The 20,349-nt window shown below is 49.5% G+C and carries 18 protein-coding genes and 1 pseudogene; 18 read left to right on the top strand and 1 reads right to left on the bottom strand.

What is annotated here, in order from left to right:
• Positions 1-118: 118 nt before the first annotated feature.
• The 17 genes and pseudogenes from HPL003_RS23575 to spoVM all read left to right on the top strand — a co-directional run bounded on the left by HPL003_RS23575 (position 119) and on the right by spoVM (position 17,631).
• Positions 119-2,011: a bifunctional homocysteine S-methyltransferase/methylenetetrahydrofolate reductase gene (locus HPL003_RS23575; protein ID WP_014282303.1), complete on the top strand. Its 1,893-nt coding sequence runs from the start codon at positions 119-121 to the stop codon at positions 2,009-2,011.
• A gap of 35 nt (positions 2,012-2,046) precedes the next feature.
• A complete protein-coding gene (locus HPL003_RS23570; RefSeq protein ID WP_014282302.1) occupies positions 2,047-2,934 on the top strand; it encodes a YicC/YloC family endoribonuclease in 888 nt (295 codons plus the stop codon).
• Between the two features lie 56 nt (positions 2,935-2,990).
• A complete protein-coding gene (gene remA / locus HPL003_RS23565; RefSeq protein ID WP_005548256.1) occupies positions 2,991-3,251 on the top strand; it encodes an extracellular matrix/biofilm regulator RemA in 261 nt (86 codons plus the stop codon).
• A gap of 14 nt (positions 3,252-3,265) precedes the next feature.
• Positions 3,266-3,838, top strand: coding sequence for a guanylate kinase (gene gmk / locus HPL003_RS23560; RefSeq protein ID WP_014282301.1), 573 nt, complete (start codon positions 3,266-3,268; stop codon positions 3,836-3,838).
• A gap of 121 nt (positions 3,839-3,959) precedes the next feature.
• Positions 3,960-4,163, top strand: coding sequence for a DNA-directed RNA polymerase subunit omega (gene rpoZ, locus HPL003_RS23555; protein ID WP_014282300.1), 204 nt, complete (start codon positions 3,960-3,962; stop codon positions 4,161-4,163).
• Positions 4,164-4,253: 90 nt separating this feature from the next.
• Positions 4,254-5,567 carry a bifunctional phosphopantothenoylcysteine decarboxylase/phosphopantothenate--cysteine ligase CoaBC gene (coaBC, locus tag HPL003_RS23550; RefSeq protein WP_014282299.1) on the top strand — a complete coding sequence of 438 codons (1,314 nt, stop codon included), beginning with the start codon at positions 4,254-4,256 and terminating at the stop codon, positions 5,565-5,567.
• On the top strand, positions 5,567-8,188 hold the full coding sequence (gene priA / locus HPL003_RS23545) for a primosomal protein N' (protein ID WP_014282298.1): 2,622 nt from the start codon (positions 5,567-5,569) through the stop codon (positions 8,186-8,188). The genes coaBC and priA overlap by 1 nt, the downstream gene beginning before the upstream one ends.
• Positions 8,189-8,318: 130 nt before the next feature.
• Positions 8,319-8,816, top strand: coding sequence for a peptide deformylase (gene def, locus HPL003_RS23540; protein WP_014282297.1), 498 nt, complete (start codon positions 8,319-8,321; stop codon positions 8,814-8,816).
• Positions 8,817-8,822: 6 nt separating this feature from the next.
• Positions 8,823-9,781: pseudogene (fmt, locus tag HPL003_RS23535) on the top strand (methionyl-tRNA formyltransferase).
• The gene (rsmB, locus tag HPL003_RS23530) at positions 9,778-11,193 is read left to right on the top strand and encodes a 16S rRNA (cytosine(967)-C(5))-methyltransferase RsmB (RefSeq protein ID WP_014282296.1); all 1,416 of its coding nucleotides are present in this window, start codon (positions 9,778-9,780) and stop codon (positions 11,191-11,193) included. Before fmt ends, rsmB begins: the two are co-directional and overlap by 4 nt.
• Before the next feature lie 189 nt (positions 11,194-11,382).
• Positions 11,383-12,423: a dual-specificity RNA methyltransferase RlmN gene (gene rlmN / locus HPL003_RS23525; RefSeq protein WP_043922892.1), complete on the top strand. Its 1,041-nt coding sequence runs from the start codon at positions 11,383-11,385 to the stop codon at positions 12,421-12,423.
• A 6-nt stretch (positions 12,424-12,429) separates the two neighbouring features.
• A complete protein-coding gene (locus HPL003_RS23520; protein ID WP_014282294.1) occupies positions 12,430-13,206 on the top strand; it encodes a Stp1/IreP family PP2C-type Ser/Thr phosphatase in 777 nt (258 codons plus the stop codon).
• Positions 13,203-15,482 carry a Stk1 family PASTA domain-containing Ser/Thr kinase gene (gene pknB, locus HPL003_RS23515; protein ID WP_014282293.1) on the top strand — a complete coding sequence of 760 codons (2,280 nt, stop codon included), beginning with the start codon at positions 13,203-13,205 and terminating at the stop codon, positions 15,480-15,482. Before HPL003_RS23520 ends, pknB begins: the two co-directional genes overlap by 4 nt.
• Positions 15,483-15,570: 88 nt before the next feature.
• The gene (gene rsgA, locus HPL003_RS23510; protein WP_014282292.1) at positions 15,571-16,488 is read left to right on the top strand and encodes a ribosome small subunit-dependent GTPase A; all 918 of its coding nucleotides are present in this window, start codon (positions 15,571-15,573) and stop codon (positions 16,486-16,488) included.
• 4 nt (positions 16,489-16,492) lie between these two features.
• Positions 16,493-17,158 (top strand): ribulose-phosphate 3-epimerase, encoded by a 666-nt coding sequence (gene rpe / locus HPL003_RS23505; RefSeq protein ID WP_014282291.1) that lies wholly within the window; start codon positions 16,493-16,495, stop codon positions 17,156-17,158.
• Entirely contained in the window at positions 17,158-17,409 is a 252-nt protein-coding gene (locus tag HPL003_RS23500; protein WP_014282290.1) for a hypothetical protein, read from the top strand. Before rpe ends, HPL003_RS23500 begins: the two co-directional genes overlap by 1 nt.
• A gap of 141 nt (positions 17,410-17,550) precedes the next feature.
• Entirely contained in the window at positions 17,551-17,631 is an 81-nt protein-coding gene (spoVM, locus tag HPL003_RS23495; RefSeq protein WP_014282289.1) for a stage V sporulation protein SpoVM, read from the top strand.
• 226 nt (positions 17,632-17,857) lie between these two features.
• Here the strand turns inward: spoVM and rpmB are convergent, their stop codons facing one another.
• The gene (gene rpmB, locus HPL003_RS23490; RefSeq protein WP_014282288.1) at positions 17,858-18,046 is read right to left on the bottom strand and encodes a 50S ribosomal protein L28; all 189 of its coding nucleotides are present in this window, start codon (positions 18,044-18,046) and stop codon (positions 17,858-17,860) included.
• A gap of 512 nt (positions 18,047-18,558) precedes the next feature.
• Here rpmB and HPL003_RS23485 point away from each other — a divergent pair.
• A complete protein-coding gene (locus HPL003_RS23485; RefSeq protein WP_014282287.1) occupies positions 18,559-20,343 on the top strand; it encodes a DAK2 domain-containing protein in 1,785 nt (594 codons plus the stop codon).
• The last annotated feature ends 6 nt before the right edge of the window (positions 20,344-20,349 follow it).

The following is a 20,349-nucleotide window of genomic DNA, read 5'->3' as shown; positions in this document are numbered from 1 at the left end:
TTCGCTCCTGATCGCATAATAATAGGGAGTGGGGCGGCTTTTTTTGTTTATGGCTTATGTTTGCAGTCTCTTTATGTTACATTAGTATGAAAATAAAGAGCGGGGTGGAGAAGAGGACATGAAACCGGATTTGCGTACTGTGCTGGAGCGTGAAATTATTGTCGGAGACGGCGCAATGGGAACCTTTTTATATCAGCTTGGATTTCCGGTAAATACGTCTTACGAAGAGCTGAATATTACGTCGCCTGATGTCATATCAGACGTGCATCGTCAATATTTGCAAGCGGGAGCACGGTTGCTGGAGACCAATACGTTTTCTGCAAATGATTATAAGCTGGCTCGATTCGGGCTGGAATCCAAGGTGGAAGAAATTAACCGTGCCGGGGTGAGAATTGCCAGAGCGGCGGCTGGCCCGGAGCATTATGTGGTGGGTGCGGTAGGCTCCATATGCGGTGGCAAACGGCTTAATATATCAAAGGTAGAGCTGGCACGTAACTATGATCAGCAGATTGATGCACTTCTCTCCGAAGGGGTAGATGGCATTTTGTGCGAAACGTTCTATTCGCTGGATGAAGTGCGCATTGCCCTTCGTGGTGTACGTAAATATAGTAATATCCCAGTAATTTGCCAATTTGCGGTCGATCAGGTAGGGCGTACACAGGACGGATTTTCGGTAGAAGAGGCTTTTACAGTGCTGCGTAATGAAGGGGCGGATATCCTCGGATTTAACTGCCACTCTGGCCCACAGGGGATTATGAGTGTGATGGAGCAGCTGGATGGTCCGCTATCTGTACCGCTGTCGGTATATCCTAATGCGGGTCTGGCGGATTATGTGGATGGTCACTATGTGTATGGTGCATCTCCTGAATATTTTGGGGAATGCGCTGCTTCCTTCGTAGAGCTGGGTACGAGAATCATCGGTGGCTGCTGCGGCACCACACCAGAGCATATCGCAGCGATTTCTAAAGCTTTGAATGGTTTGCAGCCTCCTCCTCTGGCTCCAAGAGAGATATTGACAGATGCGCCAGTCATTGTGGCTGAGCCGGAACAGATTGCACGTGAAGGGGAACGGGGCAATGGTATAAACGCCAGCGAACCCAATATTGTGGAATTGGTCAAGGAACGGCATACGGTAATTGTAGAGCTTGATCCTCCGCGCGATTTGGACATTACACGGTTCATGCAGGGGGCACAGGCACTAAAAGCAGCCGGGGCCGACGCGCTTACGCTGGCAGACAATTCACTTGCGGTTACTCGCATGAGCAACATGGCGCTTGGGCATTTGGTGAGCCTTGAAACGGGCTTGCGACCGCTAATTCATATTGCCTGCCGTGACCGTAACCTGATTGGTACCCAGTCCCATATGATGGGTTTTGATGCGCTGGGCATTGATCATGTATTGGCCGTTACAGGAGATCCGGCGCGGTTCGGTGATTTGCCAGGTGCCAGCTCGGTGTATGATATGACTTCTTTTGAAATTATACGTATGATCAAGCAGTTGAATGACGGTATCGCTTTTTCCGGCAAGCCACTCAAGCAAAAAGCTAATTTTGTGGTGGGTGCCGCTTTTAACCCCAATGTCAAGCATTTGGGCAAAGCTGTGCAGCGTCTGGAGAAGAAAATCGCTTCCGGCGCGGATTACATTATGACCCAGCCCGTTTACGACCATGAGCTGATTATAGCCATGGCGGAACAGACTCGTCATTTGGAGGTGCCGATTTTTATCGGTATTATGCCACTGGCCAGCGGGCGCAATGCAGAGTATCTGCACAACGAGGTACCTGGCATTCAGTTGTCCGATGAGGTTCGTGCGCGTATGTCTGGCTTGGAGGGTGAGGAAGGCCGCGCGATGGGCGTGACCATTGCCAAGGAGCTGCTTGATACGGCGATGGAGCATTTTAACGGTATCTATTTAATGACTCCATTTATGTTCTATGAAATGACGGCGGAGCTGACTTCTTATGTATGGCAAAAATCCGGCAGCGTGCAGGCCCCCTTGTTTCGACTATAATAATCAATTACAATAGTATAATGGATGTGATGCCGATGTCATTGAGTATGACCGGATACGGTCAAGCCATCCTTCACTATGAAGGCTATAAAGTGCGCTTGGAGCTGAAATCGGTGAATCACCGCTATTGCGAAGTGATGATGAGGATTCCGCGCGAATGGACTCGTTATGAAGATGGCTTGAGAAGAACGGTTCAACAGCAGATCAAGCGCGGCCGTGTCGACGTCTTCATTCACAGGGAACGTGATGAAGAACAGATACCCGCCTCACGGTTGAATGACACTGTAGTGCAGGCTTATTTGCACGCAGCGGAGCAGCTGGCGGATCGGTACGGCGTGAAGGGAACGTTGGGTATAAGCGACATTCTTGCGTTGCCTGACGTTCTGGGTGAGCCTGGTGAGGCTTGCGATGGAGACGAAGAGGGCTGGGAAGAGCAGCTTCAGCAAGCTTTGAATGAAGCATTGCAGGGACTGCTGAACATGAGAAGTCGAGAAGGCGGGCATTTGGCACAGGATATGGAATCCCGTATTTCCCGTCTGGAATCCCTGCATCATGAAATGACTGTGCTGGCTCCTCATGTTGTGAGCGACTACCGTAACAGGCTAAAACACAGGCTTACTGAGCTTCAGGATGGTTCATTTACGCTTGATGAGCATAAGTTCGGAATGGAGATTGCTTTATTCGCGGATCGCAGCAGTATTGATGAGGAGCTTACCCGGCTTCAAAGTCACTTTGGGCAATGCAGGGAATTGCTGCTGTCGGACGAGCCAGCCGGTCGCAAATTAGATTTTTTAATCCAGGAAATGAACAGGGAAGTCAACACGATCGGCTCCAAGGCCAATCATCTTGCGCTAGTTAATTTAGTCGTCGAGATGAAGGCGGAGCTGGAAAAAATTCGTGAGCAGGCTGCAAACATCGAGTAGCTACCTGGTAGCGGCACGGCTGCAATAGTCACATGTATAGGGGGAAAGACCTGAATATGGCAATCAAATTGATCAATATTGGTTTCGGCAATATCGTGTCGGCCAACCGAATTATCTCCATCGTCAGTCCGGAGTCTGCTCCGATCAAGCGGATTATACAAGAAGCTAGGGACCGTCATATGTTGATTGACGCTACCTATGGCCGCCGGACACGAGCTGTTATTATAACAGACAGTGATCATGTGATCTTGTCTGCGGTGCAGCCGGAAACGGTCGCTCATCGACTATCCACTAAAGATGATGACAATGACGAATAAAAATGGAGTGTACTATGGCTAAGGGATTATTATTTGTATTATCTGGACCTTCGGGTGTCGGCAAAGGAACAGTAGGCAGCGCACTGCGTGAAAAACTGCCGGAATTGACATACTCAGTTTCCGCGACAACCCGTACGCCCCGCATGGGGGAACAGGACGGAGTTAACTATTTTTTTAAGTCGCGTGAACAGTTTTTGGGCATGATTGAACGGGATGAGCTGCTGGAGCATGCAGAGTACGTAGGTAACTATTACGGCACTCCACGTGATTTTGTAGATCAGACGCTTGCGCAGGGAAAAGATATTTTTCTGGAGATTGAGGTTCAGGGAGCGCTCAAAGTGAAGGAGAAATTTCCTGATGGCATTTTCATTTTCTTGCTTCCACCTTCGTTGGATGAATTGAAGGACCGGATTCGGGGACGGGGTACAGAAACTCAGGCAACTATTGATCACCGCATGTCGGTAGCTGTGGATGAAATGAATCTGTTGCGTCACTATGATTATGCGGTTGTCAATGATGAGATTGATTTCGCTTGTAAACGAATAGAATCCATTATTATCGCCGAACATTGTAAAGTCCATCCATAAATGAGGACTTTATATATGCCAAGCGTACTTAAAGAGAAAATTACTATACAAGCTGAACTCGGAAAGGTACACTGGAATTCAGCTTGTATAGTCCCAAAACTACATGAAGAGGTGTCTATTCGTGCTGTATCCTTCCATTGATGAAATGATGAAAAAGGCAGATAGTAAGTATTCGTTGGTTGTAGCGGCTTCACGCCGTGCCAGACAGTTGCGCGAGGGTGAGAAGACGACTCTCAAGAATCCTAGATCCCACAAGCAAGTTGGAGTAGCGTTGGAAGAGATCTATGCAGATCATTTGCGTCTTGAAAGTGGCGAAGACGAATAAGAATTATAGACAATTATTATAACCGGGCGCAATGCCAATTCCTTTGACAACCGCAAGGTTGTTATTTTTTTCGGTCAGGGGGAGTTAACGATGTTGAAGGGGAAAGTTATTATTCTTGGTATTACTGGCGGAATTGCCGCTTATAAAGGTGCTGCGCTGTGTAGTAAGCTAACGCAAAAGGGAGCCGAGGTTCATGTCATTATGACGGCATCCGCGAAGGAGTTTATTACCGAGCTTACGCTTCAGTCTCTCTCTCGTAATCCAGTATACAGTGACACGTTTGATGAAAGAGAACCGTCCGTCGTATCCCATATTCATCTGGCGGACAAGGCCGATCTGGTGCTGGTTGCTCCTGCAACCGCGAATATCATCGGGAAAATGGCTCATGGGCTTGCTGATGACATGCTGTCAACAACGCTGCTGGCTACGACAGCACCTATTATGGTAGCACCTGCTATGAACGTGCATATGTACACTCATCCCGCAGTAATGCAAAACATGGAAACACTCGTATCCCGCGGTGTCATGATGATTGAGCCGGGTGAAGGATTGCTGGCTTGTGGTTATGTTGGCAAAGGACGGTTGGAAGAGCCGGAAACCATCGTACAAACGGTAGAACGTTTTTTTGAACAGCAAGAACAGGAAAGTAAGGGCGTCACCAACAAGCTGGAGCCACGTTGGTTTGGTGGAGAAGCTGTGGATTCGGGTGGACAATCACAAGGTTCGCTGCTGAACGGCGATGAACGGTTGCTGTCGGGCAAAAAAGTGATTGTAACTGCTGGAGGCACGATCGAGAGAATTGATCCGGTACGTTATATTACGAATGACTCTTCTGGTAAAATGGGCTTTGCCATCGCAAAAGTGGCTCAGGAGTTGGGGGCCGATGTGCATTTGATTGCTGCAAATACAAGTGCGGAGCCTCCTGTGGGCATTTCGATTGAAAGAGTTCAGTCCGCTGACGACATGTATAGTGCTGTGCTCAGACAGTGGGGAGATAGCGATTTGGTCGTTATGGCTGCTGCGGTTGCAGACTATCGACCTCGTGAGGCGGCACAGACCAAGATCAAAAAGAAGGATAGTACATTTACACTGGAGTTAGTGAAGAATATCGATATTCTGGAGTCACTCGGACGAAGCAAGAAGCAGCAATTTTTAATTGGCTTTGCCGCGGAGACTGGGAACCTGGAGACGTATGCCATGGATAAGCTGGAGCGGAAAAATTGTGATCTTCTGGCAGCTAACGATGTAACTGCTGATGGAGCAGGCTTTGGCGTCGATACGAATGCTGTACAAATTTATGACCGTGGCGGAATGGTAGAAAGCATTCCTGTGCAGTCAAAGGAAGAAGTAGCGCGTAAGCTGCTTACGATAGCGGCTAGACGTATGGGTGGGGTGTTGCATTAATGGAAATGGGCAATTTAGTTGCCAAAGTTATTGTAGATGTGCCCGCTAAGGATACGGATCGTACTTTCGATTATCTGATCCCTGAGTCGATGCGGCCATGGATTGAGCCGGGGAGCCGGGTTGCAGTGCCGTTCGGCAAACGGACGGTGCAGGCTTTTGTCATCTCGGTAGTACCGGCCGAGGAGCCGCCGAAATATCGGATGAGAGCGATACAGGAACTGTTGGATTTGGTACCGCCCCTTTCTCCGGATCTGGTAGAACTGGGTAAATGGATAAGCGAACGTTATGCCTGCAATCAAATTATGGCGCTGCAAGTGATGATTCCTACAGCGCTAAAGGGCAAGGCTGAACGTTATATTTCTATCACTGAGCAGCATGAGTTCGCAGATCATCTGCCTGCTACTGACGTTTTGAATTACGGTTCAGAAGCGGATACCCATCGAACCATGCGGCTGGATATGAGGGGAGAACCCGAATGGGCTCTCCTGACTGACGATGGTATGAGTGACCCGGCTGAACGCCAGATTGTCAGCTTTATTCAGGAGAAGGAGCAAGTCCCGCTTCAGCAGCTAAGCCGCCGTTTCCCGGAAGAAGCAGAGATTATTAAATCGCTGTTGCGCCGGGGGGTGCTTCAGGAGAGTCAGGTTATTAAGGACAAGCTTGGTAAGAAGACCATGAAGGCCGTGGATTTGGCTATCGGCATAGACGAGGCATCAGCGGCGCTGGAACAGTTTTCCATCAAAGCGCAGCGTCAGCGGGAGGTACTTGCTTTTTTGCTGGAACGCAGCGAGTTCCTGCCCCTGCCGCTGAAGGAAGTCATGACCTCGCTTAGTGTATCAGCCGCAACGGTCAAGGCGCTGGAGGATAAGGGCTATGCGGTGCTTGAGGATGTAGAGGTGTTCCGCGACCCTTATCGGGGTAGAAACTTCAAGCCTACGAAGCCGTTGCCGCTCACCGAAGAGCAGCAATACGTGTATGAACGGATCATTCGGCAGTTGGATACGCGTGAGCAAGGAGCTTATTTGCTGCATGGAGTTACGGGCAGCGGCAAGACGGAAATTTATTTACAGACGATTCAACGCTGTATTGAGCAGAAGCGTCAGGCGATTGTGCTGGTTCCGGAAATATCGTTAACACCGCAAATGGTAGAGCGTTTTAAAGGTCGCTTTGGTGATCAGGTCGCGGTGATGCACAGCAGACTGTCCGGGGGCGAACGTTACGACGAGTGGCGCAAAATACGCGAAGGCCGTGTGAAGGTGGCGATTGGCGCCCGCTCGGCTGTATTTGCGCCTTTTCGTGAACTGGGCCTTATTATTATGGATGAGGAACATGAAACCTCTTATAAGCAGGAAGAGACACCCAAATACCACGCGCGTGACGTGGCCGTACGCAGAGCCCATCAGCATGGGGCTGTGGTTATTCTTGGCTCGGCTACGCCGTCGCTGGAAAGCTATTATGCGGCCCGCTCGCAAAGCAATGACGAGTTTGCGCCGCTGCTGCTTGAAATGCCGACACGCGCACTGGGGAACTCATTACCCGAGGTGCATATCATGGATATGCGCGAGGAACTGCGTGCTGGCAACCGTTCCATGTTCAGCCGTGCATTGCATAACGGAATCGCAGAGCGGCTGGAGCGTAAGGAACAGACAGTATTGCTGCTGAATCGGCGCGGACATTCCACGTTCGTCATGTGCCGTAGCTGCGGCTATGTGGCGGGTTGCCCGCATTGCGATATTTCGCTCACATATCATCAGCGGTCAAACAATTTACGTTGCCATTACTGCGGCTATTCTGAGTCCGTGCCTCAGGTTTGCCCGGAATGCGGTAGTGAGCATATTCGCTACTTTGGTACAGGTACTCAGCGAGTGGAAGAGGAACTGGCAAAGTTGTTTCCCGGTATACGCGTCGTGCGGATGGATGTCGATACAACGACGGAAAAAAATGCTCATGAAAAGCTGCTTAAGCAATTTCGTGATAAAAAAGCGGATGTGCTGCTCGGCACCCAAATGGTTGCCAAAGGACTGGACTTTCCCGATGTAACGCTGGTAGGGGTCATCACAGCGGATTCGGCGCTTAATTTACCGGACTTTCGGGCTGCGGAAAAGACATTCCAGTTGCTGACACAGGTAGCCGGACGCGCCGGGAGGCATCAATTGCCTGGGGAAGTGTTCGTGCAAACCTATACACCGGAGCATTACTCGGTTATTCACGCGAGTCGGCACGATTACGGTTCTTTTGTCAGGGAAGAGTTAAAACACCGCCGTAATCTGCATTATCCACCGTATTGCCGTCTCATTTTGGTGACCTTCTCTCATGAGCAGCTCCCGGTACTGGTTCGGCTGGCTGAGAACTATTCAGCCACACTACAAGGGAGAGCGAGACAAAGGGGTTGGTTCGGCAATATGGATCGGCTTACATCGGATGTACTTGACATTTTGGGGCCCGTGGCTTCACCGATTTCGAGAATCAAGAATAGATACCGATTTCAATGTATGATAAAATGGCGTGGAAATATAGACGCAATTGGTCTGGCCCAGCAGGTAGCTGATGAAATGGCGGAATCCGCACAGGCCCAAAAGCTGCTGATCAGTCTGGATGTCGATCCGCAAATGCTTATGTAGCGTATGCGTAAAAGTTTTTGGCACAGTTAATGCGGACAAGCCGTCCGTACATAGGATAATGTAGCAGTCGCGCTTGTTGTGAATACGACGGAGCTCAAATGAAGGATAAAGAGGAAGGTGTTTTATTGTCATGTCAATTAGAATTATAGTGTTGGAACCGGATGATGTATTGCACAAAGTAGCAAAGGAAGTTACTAAAATTACGCCTAACGTGCAAAAGCTGCTCGACGATATGGCAGATACCATGTATGAAGCTGAGGGAGTGGGTCTTGCTGCTCCACAGGTAGGTATTTTGAAGCGTCTAATCGTTGTGGATGCCGGGGATGAGCATGGTTTAATTAAAATGATTAACCCTGAAATTGTGTCCGAAGAAGGCGAGCAATTTGGTGCTGAGGGCTGCTTAAGTATTCCTGGGTTAAATGGTGATGTGCGTCGTGCCGAGAAGGTTACTGTCAAGGGGCTGGACCGTGATGGTAAGGCGATTACGGTTACAGCGACAGGCTTGCTTTCTCGGGCTTTTCAACATGAAATTGACCATTTGAACGGAGTTTTATTTACGGATATTGCGGAAAAAGTATATGAGGTTGCTCCGGAACAGCCAGGACCGAACCGCCAGACAGGAGAGTGAGGTTCGATGAGTCAAGACATTCGTATCGTCTTTATGGGCACGCCGGATTTCGCTGTGCCTTCGTTGAACATGCTGCTGGACAATGGCTATAATGTAGTCGGTGTCATTACGCAGCCGGATAAGCCGCAGGGCGGAAAAAAATATTAACGCCTACGCCGGTCAAGGAAGCGGCAGAGAAGCGCGGGTTGCCCGTGCTTCAACCGACCCGCTTGCGCCAGCCGGAAGCGGTGGCTCAGGTGGCGGAGCTGCGTCCGGATCTGATCGTAACAGCGGCTTATGGGCAGATTCTGCCTAAATCCGTATTGGACTTGCCCCGTTTCGGCTGTCTTAACGTACATGGTTCGCTGCTTCCTCGTTATCGGGGAGGGGCGCCGATCCAGCGTGCAATTATTAACGGCGAAACCGTTACGGGTGTGACACTGATGTATATGGCGGAGGGCCTGGATACCGGCGATATGATATCGCGGGTTGAGGTTGCTATTGAACCGGAGGATACATCCGGTTCAATTTTTGAGAAGCTCAGTATAGCTGGAGCGAGACTTTTACAGGATGAGCTGCCTAAGCTGCTGGCAGGGCAATCAGGTCGCACGCCGCAAAACGAGGAGGAGGCAACCTACGCTCCGAACCTGAACCGCGACGATGAGCGTATTCCGTGGAATGACAGTGCGCAGCAAATATACAACCGGATTCGCGGGCTGGTTCCGTTTTCAGGTGCATTTACACTATGGGAAGAAAATGTTTTTAAAATATGGGCAGCTGAGCAGCCCTCCATCAATAGTGAAGCGGCTGGTTCAAATGCTCCAGCACCCGGAACAGTACTGCAATTGACTGCCCGTGGCGTTGAAGTACAGACGGGCAAGGGTACGCTCTGGCTGACACAGGTGCAGCCGGCAGGTAAGAAGGTTATGGAAGCCGGGAACTTTGCTCGTGGCGGCCAGATGAAGCCGGGCACGGTGCTCGGGTGAGCGGCGGTCACTCCCGTCAGGGAGGTCAAGGCAGGGACACTGGTGCAAGAGCAGGCAAGACCCGTAATCAGACGGCTAGGGAAGTTGCGTTGGATGTGCTGACGGGAGTTGAGCAGGAGGGTGCATATAGCAACCTTGAGCTGAACCGTCGGCTTCAACAGGCGGGCTTGTCCGCGAGTGACGCTGGCTTGGCTACGGAACTTGTATACGGTACGGTTGCACGCCGGAATACGCTGGATTATTTTCTGAACAAGTTTGTTCAGAAAGGAACGGCCAAGCTCCAGGCTTGGGTACGTTCACTGTTGCGAATGAGTGTGTATCAGATCGTATATCTGGATCGCATTCCGGATCATGCAGTCGTAAGCGAGGCAGTGACCATTGCCAAGCGTCGCGGACACCAAGGGATTTCAGGGATGGTCAACGGCGTGTTGCGCAGCATGCTGCGTGAGCCGGACAAGCTGCGCATTCCGGACGGGCTGTCAGCCGAGGAACGGATTGCATTGGAGCATTCCCATCCGCAGTGGCTGGTCAAGCGCTGGATCAAGCAATACGGTGTGGATATTGCGGAAGCCATCTGCCGCGCTAATAATGAGCCGCCTGCGGTCAGCGTGCGGGTGAACACGACAATGACCACTCGTGATCAACTCTTGATCGAGATGCTTGCAAAAGGGATGGATGCTGTTCCATCGGCGGTTAGCCCTTACGGAATTGTCGTTCGCAGCGGCGGAAATATGGCGCTCACTACCTGGTATACGGACGGCTTGCTGTCCGTGCAGGATGAAAGCTCTATGCTTGTCGCTGAGGCGGTTGCACCTGAGCCGGATATGCTGGTACTGGATTGCTGCGCTGCTCCGGGCGGCAAAACAGCTCATATGGCTGAGTTGATGAAGGATCAGGGCCGGATTATCGCCAACGATCTGCATGCTCACAAACATCGGCTAATCCAGGAACAGGCAGACCGGCTAGGGCTGGATGCCGTGGAAACGGTCACCGGGGATGCACTTGAGTTGAAAAATCGTTATGCTCCGGCATCATTTGACCGCGTCTTGCTCGACGCGCCATGCTCCGGTTTTGGAGTGATCCGCCGCAAGCCTGATTTGCGCTGGAGTAAAACTCCACAGGATGTCCGCGACATCACACAGCTCCAGCATGAACTGCTGGACAGCGTAGCTGAGCTTTTGAAGCCGGGCGGTATTCTGGTATACAGTACATGCACGATTGAACCGGATGAAAATGAAGGGCAAATCACTCGCTTTTTAGGTGAGCATCCCGAGTATGAATTGGCAGAAGGACATTCCTTCCCAGACGTAACTGACGGCATGGACCATGCTCAGCGCGGCTCGATACAGCTGTTGCCGCAGCATTTTCACAGCGACGGATTTTATATCGCGCGTCTGCGCCGGGTGAAATAGTTCGTAAGCATCTTGCAGGCAGTCAACCACCAACATTTCCACATTCCGCCGGATATCATCCGGCGGTTTTTGCATTGGGACGAAAAATTTTTACCCCCTCAGGGATTTGTGCTAAAATAGGAAGAATGAAAAACACTGTCTGTGAGAATTAAACAGAACTTAATGAAGAAGGAACGGGTGCAAACATTGATGAAACCTTTTATATATGATTTAACTCTGGAGGAGCTGCAGGACTGGGCCAAGCGTAATGGCGAGCCTGCTTTTCGCGGAGGACAAATTTTTGATTGGCTGTATGTGAAGCGGGTCAATGATTTCAGTGAGATGACGAATTTGTCCAAGTCGCTGAGAGAGAAGCTTGAGGACCAGTTCAGCTTTGTGACGCTTCATGAAATTACAAAGCTGGAGTCGAAGGACGGTACGGTGAAATTCCTGTTTGGTCTGCATGATGATCATGCTATCGAGACAGTTATTATGAGACACAATTACGGAAACAGTATTTGTGTAACGACTCAAGTGGGCTGCCGGATCGGCTGTACATTTTGCGCTTCGACGCTTGGAGGACTCAAACGCAACCTGACCGCTGGTGAAATTACTGCGCAGGTCGTTCAGGCACAGAAAATTTTGGATAAGACGGATGAACGTGTGAGCAGCATCGTCATTATGGGTTCGGGTGAGCCTTTTGAAAACTATGAAGCGACCATGACATTTTTGCGTACGATGATTCATGAAAAGGGTCTGAATATCGGTCAGCGTCACATCACGGTGTCGACCAGCGGTATCGTGCCGAATATTTACAAATTTGCGGACGAGGATACCCAGATTAATCTGGCAATATCCATTCATGCGCCTAATGATGCGCTTCGTTCGAAGCTAATGCCTGTAAACCGACGTTATCCTTTCCAGGATGTTATGGAATCGCTTCGTTACTATCTTGCTAAAACAGGCCGGAGAATTTCGTTTGAATATGCCTTGATTGGCGGAGTGAATGATCAGGCGGAACATGCTGAAGAACTGGCGGACGTGCTGAAGGACATGCTGTGCCACGTCAACCTGATTCCAGTTAACCATGTGCCTGAGCGCAAATATGTGCGCACATCGCGTAGCGATATTTTTAATTTCCAGCGCATTCTTGCCGAGAAAGGCGTCAATGTGACGATCCGGCGTGAGCAGGGTCATGATATCGCCGCTGCGTGCGGCCAGTTGCGTGCAAAGCATATGGAGTTGGGGTGAGACCATTTGATCAAAACAGTTCATGTCAGCCACGTCGGACGTGTACGTTCGGTGAATGAGGATTCTGCCTGGATCAGGCACTTGGAGCAGGGGTATATTCTTGGAATTGTTGCCGATGGCATGGGGGGGCATTTGGCCGGTGATACGGCCAGCCGCCTTGCGGTTGAGACACTTGCCGCTGATTTGGCGACGCTGGAGAGCGGGTTATCCGCGCATTCTTTGACAGCGGCGCTTAGCGACGCTATTTTGCATGCTAATGAAGTCATCTTCCAGACGGCTGCCCACGATGATAAGTATCACAATATGGGAACAACGGTTGTAGCCGTTTTGCTAAACGATGCCTCCGGGATTATCGGACATATTGGGGACAGCCGTGCCTATGTGATTTCTAAAGGGGCGGTACGTCAGATTACGGAAGACCACACACTGGTCAATGAGTTATTCAAAAACGGCCAGATCAGCAAGGAAGAGCGGGAGAACCATCCCCGCCGCAATGTGTTAACACGGGCGCTGGGCACTGATTCCGAGGTGCGGGTGGATATTGACTCCATTTCCCTGGAAAAAGGCGATGTGTTGTTACTGTGCAGCGACGGGCTGAGCAATCTGGTGACAGAGGAGCAAATTAGTAAAGTAGTAGGTGCCGCCGAGAATCCTCTGGAGGAACGAGCGGATCGTCTGCTGCATCTGGCGCTGCTTGCCGGAGGCGACGACAACATCACGGTAGCTTTGTTTGAATTGCCCGATGACACGGTTTCATTGAGTGAAAAGGGGTGGGACGCATGATCGGGCACCTGCTTGGGGGAAGATATGAAATTATTGAGCGCATCGGCGGCGGCGGTATGGCGCTGGTGTACAGGGCTCAAGATATTTTGCTGAATCGTAATGTAGCGGTCAAGGTGCTGCGTCAGCAATTTGTTCATGATGATGAATTTATTCGCCGGTTTCGGCGTGAGGCGCAGTCTGCGGCCTCGCTCTCCCATCCGAATGTGGTCAGTATTTATGATGTCGGCCAAGAGGATGAAATCCATTATATTGTAATGGAGTGCGTGGAGGGCAAAAATCTGAACGAAATCATTAAGGAACGTGCCCCGCTGCAAGTGGATGAAGCGGTACGAATTGCTTCTCAGATTTGTGATGCGCTGGAGCACGCTCACCAAAATCAAATTATTCACCGGGACATAAAACCGCATAACATATTGATCGGGCGCAACGGACGGGTAAAGGTAACCGATTTTGGGATTGCTAGAGCCGTTACGTCAACGACGATTACCCAGACAGGCTCTGTCGTGGGCTCTGTCCATTACTTTTCACCCGAGCATGCGAAGGGAGTCGTCACCGGCGAGAAATCGGACTTATATTCTCTTGGGATTGTTTTATACCAAATGCTGACGGCGCAGCTCCCTTTTCTGGGGGAAAGCCCGATCAGTGTAGCACTCAAGCATTTGCAAGAGGAGTTTGAGGAACCGCGCAAAATTAATCCGCTGATTCCGCAAAGCGTGGAAAACGTTATTTTAAAATCCATGCGCAAAAATCCAGAGGAACGTTATCAATCAGCGGATGAAATGCTAAAAGATTTGGAGACATGCCTGTTGCCGGGACGACGTAATGAATCCAAACTGGAATTTACACATTTGGACGACGAGGATCAAACGCGGGTTATTCCGGCTATTAAGCCTCAGCAAATGGGAATGTCCTCCAATGGAGACGACGCGCCTGCCCAATCCGGCGATTCTGAAAAGCTTCAGAGCAAGCAAACGGCTAAAAAAAGTAAAAAGAAGCCGATCTTGTGGGTAACGCTGGTGCTCGTATTGCTTCTTTGCATGGGTGGCGTAGTGTACTATGTGCAAAATTTGCTCGTCGTCCCTGACGTTGTAGTGCCGAATGTGGTGACCAAGACAGAGGATCAAGCCAAACTATTGATCAGTCAGTCCGGGTTGTCCATTAAGGACCCGATTAAGCGTGAGTATAAGGATGGGGTTGCGCCTGGAGTTGTTTTCTATCAGAGCTATCCAGAGAAATCTGTGGTTAAGAAGGGAACAGAAATTGAGCTGAAAGTTGGGATTGCCAAGCCGCTTACTCCGATGCCGGATGTCAAAGGGCAGAGCTATGATGATGCTGTCAAGCTGTTGACCTCCCAGCAAATTAAGGAGACACAGATTCAGCGGAATGAGCAGTTCAGTGATAAGGCCGAAGGAACCGTCCTTAGTCAGACACCAGCGGCAAATGAGTCCTTTGATAAAGATATAGTACAGGTGGTGCTAACGGTCAGCAAAGGCGCTGCTACAGTAAAAATGCCAAATCTAGTAGGCAAGACGCAGAAAGAAGCGGAAAATGAGGTCAAAAGTGCTGGATTAAAGGTTGGCTCGGTCAAAGAGGAATTCAGCTATGAGCAGGGAAAAGGCAAAGTAACCAAGCAGTGGCCATCAGAGGCTGGCAGTGATTTGCCTCCAAATACAGAAATTACATTTTATGTAAGCACTGGTTATCCACCAGAAGCGATTACACTGCCATTTAATGTGCCAGTTGCGCCGAAGGAAGAGGGTAAAAACAGCAAAATTCGTATTACTTATACGGATGCACGTGGAGAAAACCAGGAATGGGGAAGCCGTACGATTAATACGACACAAGTGTTCACTATTAATCTGTTGCTGGCTCCGAACAAGGACAGTGTTGTCTCTGTATACAGAGATGGACAATTTGTTGATACGTATCCCGTTTCTTATATTGACGCGAAGAATGGAACGGTGACGATGCCTCAAATCGCTCCACCTGCTGGAACTACACCGACGGATACGCCAGAAGGTACTTCTTCACAGAATGGCAGTGGAAACGGTGAACAAGGGAATAACGTGGATACTTCAAATGGTGGTACCGGGGACGACTCGAACAATCATGATGGCACCGATGGTAACGGTGAACCGTCCGCTCTTGCCCCCGAAGCCGGCTCAACGGGCGTAACACGTGGTAAGTTTGCCGTTAAACACACAATCGATTCAGGTAATGGAAAGGGCCTCCACAAAAAACAGGGTGAAGTCATTGAGGCTGTAAAGCATCAGTAATCTTGCCGGAGGTCAGTATTACTATCCGTTATTCGTTTTCACTATACCAATTTTGGAACCTGAACACATAAAGGAGGACAGCTTACACATGCCTGAAGGTCTGATCGTCAAGGCGCTCAGCGGATATTATTATGTCTCCAGTCTGGATCAGAATGGGCGGCCGGTATCCGGCGAAGCTACGGTACAATGCAGAGCACGCGGAATTTTTAAGAAAAAAGAGATTACGCCGCTTGTTGGCGACCGGGTCGTTTACGAGCTGACTGAAAATGGGGAAGGTATGGTTAATGAGATTCGAAAGCGCACGACGGAGCTCATTCGCCCGCCAGTGGCTAACACTACGCTTGCCGTACTGTTGTTTTCCCTGCGTGAGCCGGATTTAAATCTGCCGCTGTTGGACAAATTTTTGGTGCATATTGAGCATGCCGGGCTGGATACAATTATCTGTCTGACAAAGCGCGATTTGTATGAGGGCAGCCCTTCGGAGGATGAGACGGTTTTGGCCGTTCAGGAAATGTACCGGAAGATTGGTTATGAAGTGCTGGTGACCAGTGCACGTACCGGGGAAGGTACAGCTGAGCTTAAGAAGCTGTTGGCGGGTCAAATCAGCGTGTTTTCCGGACAGTCAGGTGTTGGGAAGTCTTCCATGCTTAATGCGCTGGAACCGGGTCTAACACTGGAGACGAGTGCCATTAGCAATAAGCTGGGCCGAGGACGGCACACGACTCGTCATGTAGAATTAATTCCACTCGACAATGGCGGTTTTGTAGCAGATACACCGGGTTTCAGCCAGCTGGATTTCCTGGAGCTGGGTGTGGATGAGTTATCCCCATGTTTCCGTGAATTTCAACCGTACGCTGATGGGTGTAAATTTCGAGGTTGTACCCATATTCACGAACCTGGCTGTAAAGTGAGAGAGGCCTTGTCAGAAGGACATATTTCGCAGGGCCGGTACGATAACTATTTACAGTTTTATCAGGAGTTAAAAGAAAAAAAGCGGAGGTACTGAGCATATGTTAAAAATAGCACCGTCGATTTTATCCGCTGATTTTGCCCGTTTGGGCAGTGAAGTTGCGGAAGCTGAAGCAGGGGGAGCAGACTGGATTCATGTGGATGTTATGGATGGTCATTTTGTATCCAACATTACATTAGGGCCTCCTATCGTTCAGGCTATTCGCCCGCATACTAGCCTTCCTTTGGACGTTCATCTGATGATTGAGCATCCTGAACGTTACATCGGCGATTTTGTGAAGGCAGGAGCTAATATCGTTACTGTTCATGCCGAAGCTTGTGTTCATCTGCACGGGGTCATTCATTTGATCAAGCAGCAAGGTGCTCTTGCGGGTGTGGCCCTCAATCCGGGTACTTCACCATATGCGATCAAGGAAGTGCTGCCAAATGTAGATATGATTCTGGTTATGACAGTTAACCCTGGGTTTGGGGGACAGTCTTTTATTCCGGAGACGCTGGATAAAATCAGACGGATTCGTACATGGTTGAATGAAATCGGCCGTCCGGATGTACATATCGAAGTAGACGGAGGCATTGCGGAGGAGACGGCAGCAGCCGTATTTGATGCAGGGGCTGACGTTCTGGTGGCCGGTAGTGCGGTATTTGGCAGAGCGGACCGTGGAGCGGCTATTGCGGCTATTCGCGACAGTGCGGCTCATTTGTCCTAGTGAAGCTGACCGAAGCGCTGTGGATGACGGTAGCGAGTATGGTGATAGGTATGCTCCTAAGTTGCTTCTCGCTGGTGAAGGCTCCTTGGAATGCTCTTCTTTCACTCGTTGCCGTTCTTATTGTGCTGTTTTATTTTCGTAAAAATGAACGGCTCGGTTTGCGCATTGGCTTTGTAATAAGCAGCGTGCTTTATTATATCCTATTTATTTTCGTGCTCTCGGCATATCTGTATGTTCGTGGACTCGTCTAATGGTATAGCATGGGATGGATGTGCATAAATATGGTTACATGAGCGGGATTCTCATGTAGCCTTTTTTGTATGGCAACAACCCTTGACAGGTTGCATAAACTACAGAGAACGGATGCACGAGGATGATGGGGAGGGTGAAGCATGAAGTTTTATACAATCAAGTTGCCAAGATTTCTGGGTGGATTCGTCAAAGCCATTCTGAATACATTCCAGAAAAGCTGAATTTCACGTAACATACACACAGGATGCAAAATGAAGAGCAAGGTACGCAGGGCATGCTTCCCGGGCACAATAACAGACAGGTAGCTCGGCAGCAAACGGCAGGAACGCGCGGGAAGATGCCTGACATTTTGACATCATGGACCAAATGGACGTAACATTTTGAATAACCAAAAAAGCACCCGTTTAAAACGAGGTGCCTTTTGTTTATAACATTATTTTTTTGTGACTACACGCGAGTCACTTTACCGGCTTTCAATGCACGAGTGCTGACATAAACGCGTTTCGGTTTACCGTTAACGAGAATACGAACTTTCTGTACGTTGACGCCCCAAGTACGGCGATTACGGTTATTAGCGTGAGATACGTGGTTACCGGTGCCAGGCTTTTTGCCTGTTACAGAACATTTACGAGACATGATTCCACCTCCTATTCTGAAAATAACCAAGTTCCGTATGGAACGGGTCGCTCTTCAGGCCGACTGGGTCAGTCGGACTTTGTAAGTCACTAACCTGAACAAAACAATACTTATATATAATATCATAGTCAAAAAAGCTCCGTCAACCGATTCAAAAACTTTATTTATTTCTCTTACGCATTATAGTACAATATGGGATAGCTATTGCTGTGATTATTCTTGTAATAGTTGGAATGTGAATTTTTATTCCAGTCATGCCGGACAGATCAGAGGCGGAACCATATTTATCATTCCAGCCGATGTTTCAGTGTTGGGTGGTTGACTGGTTTTTCATATATATGACCTGTGGAAGGCTGATCAGGCCGTGAGTACGAAAAGCTTACGAAAGTGTGACATTCGTATTCGTCGTCTGGCTTTAGTATAATTCAATTGAACCTGTTCGCACAGATGAACATGATGGTGCGGAAGGCTGATTGCAAAACAAGTGTATTAAGCTAGGAAGGGGAATTCTCTTGAGTAATCGTTCTTTGAATGGAACAGATTTTACCGCAATGGTTTTAGCCGGGGCGGAACAATTACAGCAGCATGCGGAACACGTCAATTCACTTAATGTATTTCCGGTCCCGGACGGTGACACAGGAACCAACATGAATTTGACGATGAGCGCGGGCGTAACAGAATTAAAGAGGGGGGATTCTTCCTCCATCGGTGTCATGTCCGGCATATTATCCAAAGGTTTGCTGATGGGAGCCCGCGGCAATTCAGGGGTTATCCTGTCTCAGTTGTTTCGTGGCTTCAGCCGTTACGCTGCCCCATACGAGGAATTGAATACCCTTCAGTTCGCATCGGCATTGCAGAGCGGGGTGGATGCGGCCTACAAGGCGGTGGTTAAGCCGGTGGAGGGTACAATTCTTACCGTGGCGAAGGAAGCGGCCAAGCATGCTGTGTTTTTCTCACGCCGGACGAATGACATTACTGAACTGATGGAAGAAGTGCTTGCCAAAGCGAAGGAAACGCTTGCCATGACGCAGGACATGCTCCCGGTACTAAAGCAAGTAGGGGTTGTGGACTCGGGCGGACAAGGACTTGTGTATATTTATGAAGGATTCATGCAGCATCTTGGGAGCGGTTTGGCGACAGCTCCGATTGTAAAAGTGGAGAATGTACGCACTGCTTATGCTCCTCATGTATCCGAGAGGCCAGCTGCTACGGTGATTGCTCCTTCACCGGATGCACCAATTTCGGCGCAGGCGAAGCTTGAAACGGAAAATATTGAATTTTTATATGATATGGAGTTTTTTATTAATCGACAATTGGGAGAAGCCCAAGGTACGAACTTTGATGAGGAAGCCTTCAGGAAAGCGTTATCAGTGGATGGAGACTCTATCATTGTTATTTCGGACGATGATGTTATTAAGGTTCATGTTCATTCCAAGGCTCCGGGTGAAGTGCTGAATCTGGCGCTACGTTACGGTGAAATTACACAGATCCGTATTCTGAATATGCGGGAGCAGCATCGTGATTTGTTGTCTGCGGGTATGGATGGTGCTCCTGAGCCTGAGTGGTTTGCTGAAATACCGGCAGAGCCTGCACGCGAGGAGGAGCCATCTGAGCCACCGGCTCATGAACTGGCACCCTATGGCTTCATAGCAGTGGCTTCGGGTGAAGGGATTGCTGATATTTTTAGAAGCTTGGGTGTGGATGTTGTCCTCTCCGGTGGTCAGACGATGAATCCGAGCACGGAAGACTTCGTTAATGCAGCCCGCTCGATTGCGGCTCAGCATATTTTTATCCTGCCGAATAATTCCAATATTATTCTGGCGGCAGAGCAGGCGCGTGAACTGCTGGAAATGGAGCGCTTGGTGTCGGTTATTCCTAGCAAAACGATTCCTCAGGGCATTGCTGCAGCATTCGCTTTTCAGGAGGAAGAAACCTTCGAGGCAAATCAGAATAGCATGCGGGACGCAGTCAGCCGCGTGAAATCAGGGCAGGTAACCTATGCAGTACGGGATACGACGCTTGATGACCTGCATATTACGGCCGGCCATTATATCGGTATTCAGGATTCCAAAATTGTGGCGACCGAGGAACAGTTAATTGCAACGTCTCGTCTTTTGCTGACCAAAATGCTGGTGAATGGCGATGAGATTGTTACGATTCTCACAGGTTCGGATGCGAAGCAAGAAGATACAGAGCAGCTCGTCGCATGGCTTGAAGAACATTATTCGGATGCTGAAGTGGAAGTTCATGAAGGCGGTCAGCCGATTTATCCTTACCTGTTCTCGGTGGAAACTTGATGGGGT

The organism is Paenibacillus terrae HPL-003 (assembly GCF_000235585.1).
In the GTDB taxonomy this organism is placed as follows: domain Bacteria; phylum Bacillota; class Bacilli; order Paenibacillales; family Paenibacillaceae; genus Paenibacillus; species Paenibacillus terrae_B.
The sequence above is the reverse complement of the archived record's forward strand: the minus strand, read 5'-3'. Positions and strand labels throughout refer to the sequence as shown.

Excerpts from the sequence above, each read along its gene's own strand:
- HPL003_RS23575 (WP_014282303.1), top strand. The coding sequence starts at position 119 with ATGAAACCGGATTTGCGTACTGTGCTGGAGCGTGAAATTATTGTCGGA.
- HPL003_RS23570 (WP_014282302.1), top strand. The coding sequence starts at position 2,047 with ATGTCATTGAGTATGACCGGATACGGTCAAGCCATCCTTCACTATGAA.
- remA (WP_005548256.1), top strand. The coding sequence starts at position 2,991 with ATGGCAATCAAATTGATCAATATTGGTTTCGGCAATATCGTGTCGGCC.
- gmk (WP_014282301.1), top strand. The coding sequence starts at position 3,266 with ATGGCTAAGGGATTATTATTTGTATTATCTGGACCTTCGGGTGTCGGC.
- coaBC (WP_014282299.1), top strand. The coding sequence starts at position 4,254 with ATGTTGAAGGGGAAAGTTATTATTCTTGGTATTACTGGCGGAATTGCC.
- priA (WP_014282298.1), top strand. The coding sequence starts at position 5,567 with ATGGAAATGGGCAATTTAGTTGCCAAAGTTATTGTAGATGTGCCCGCT.
- def (WP_014282297.1), top strand. The coding sequence starts at position 8,319 with ATGTCAATTAGAATTATAGTGTTGGAACCGGATGATGTATTGCACAAA.
- rlmN (WP_043922892.1), top strand. The coding sequence starts at position 11,383 with ATGAAACCTTTTATATATGATTTAACTCTGGAGGAGCTGCAGGACTGG.
- pknB (WP_014282293.1), top strand. The coding sequence starts at position 13,203 with ATGATCGGGCACCTGCTTGGGGGAAGATATGAAATTATTGAGCGCATC.
- rsgA (WP_014282292.1), top strand. The coding sequence starts at position 15,571 with ATGCCTGAAGGTCTGATCGTCAAGGCGCTCAGCGGATATTATTATGTC.
- rpe (WP_014282291.1), top strand. The coding sequence starts at position 16,493 with ATGTTAAAAATAGCACCGTCGATTTTATCCGCTGATTTTGCCCGTTTG.
- spoVM (WP_014282289.1), top strand. The coding sequence starts at position 17,551 with ATGAAGTTTTATACAATCAAGTTGCCAAGATTTCTGGGTGGATTCGTC.
- rpmB (WP_014282288.1), bottom strand. The coding sequence starts at position 18,046 with ATGTCTCGTAAATGTTCTGTAACAGGCAAAAAGCCTGGCACCGGTAAC.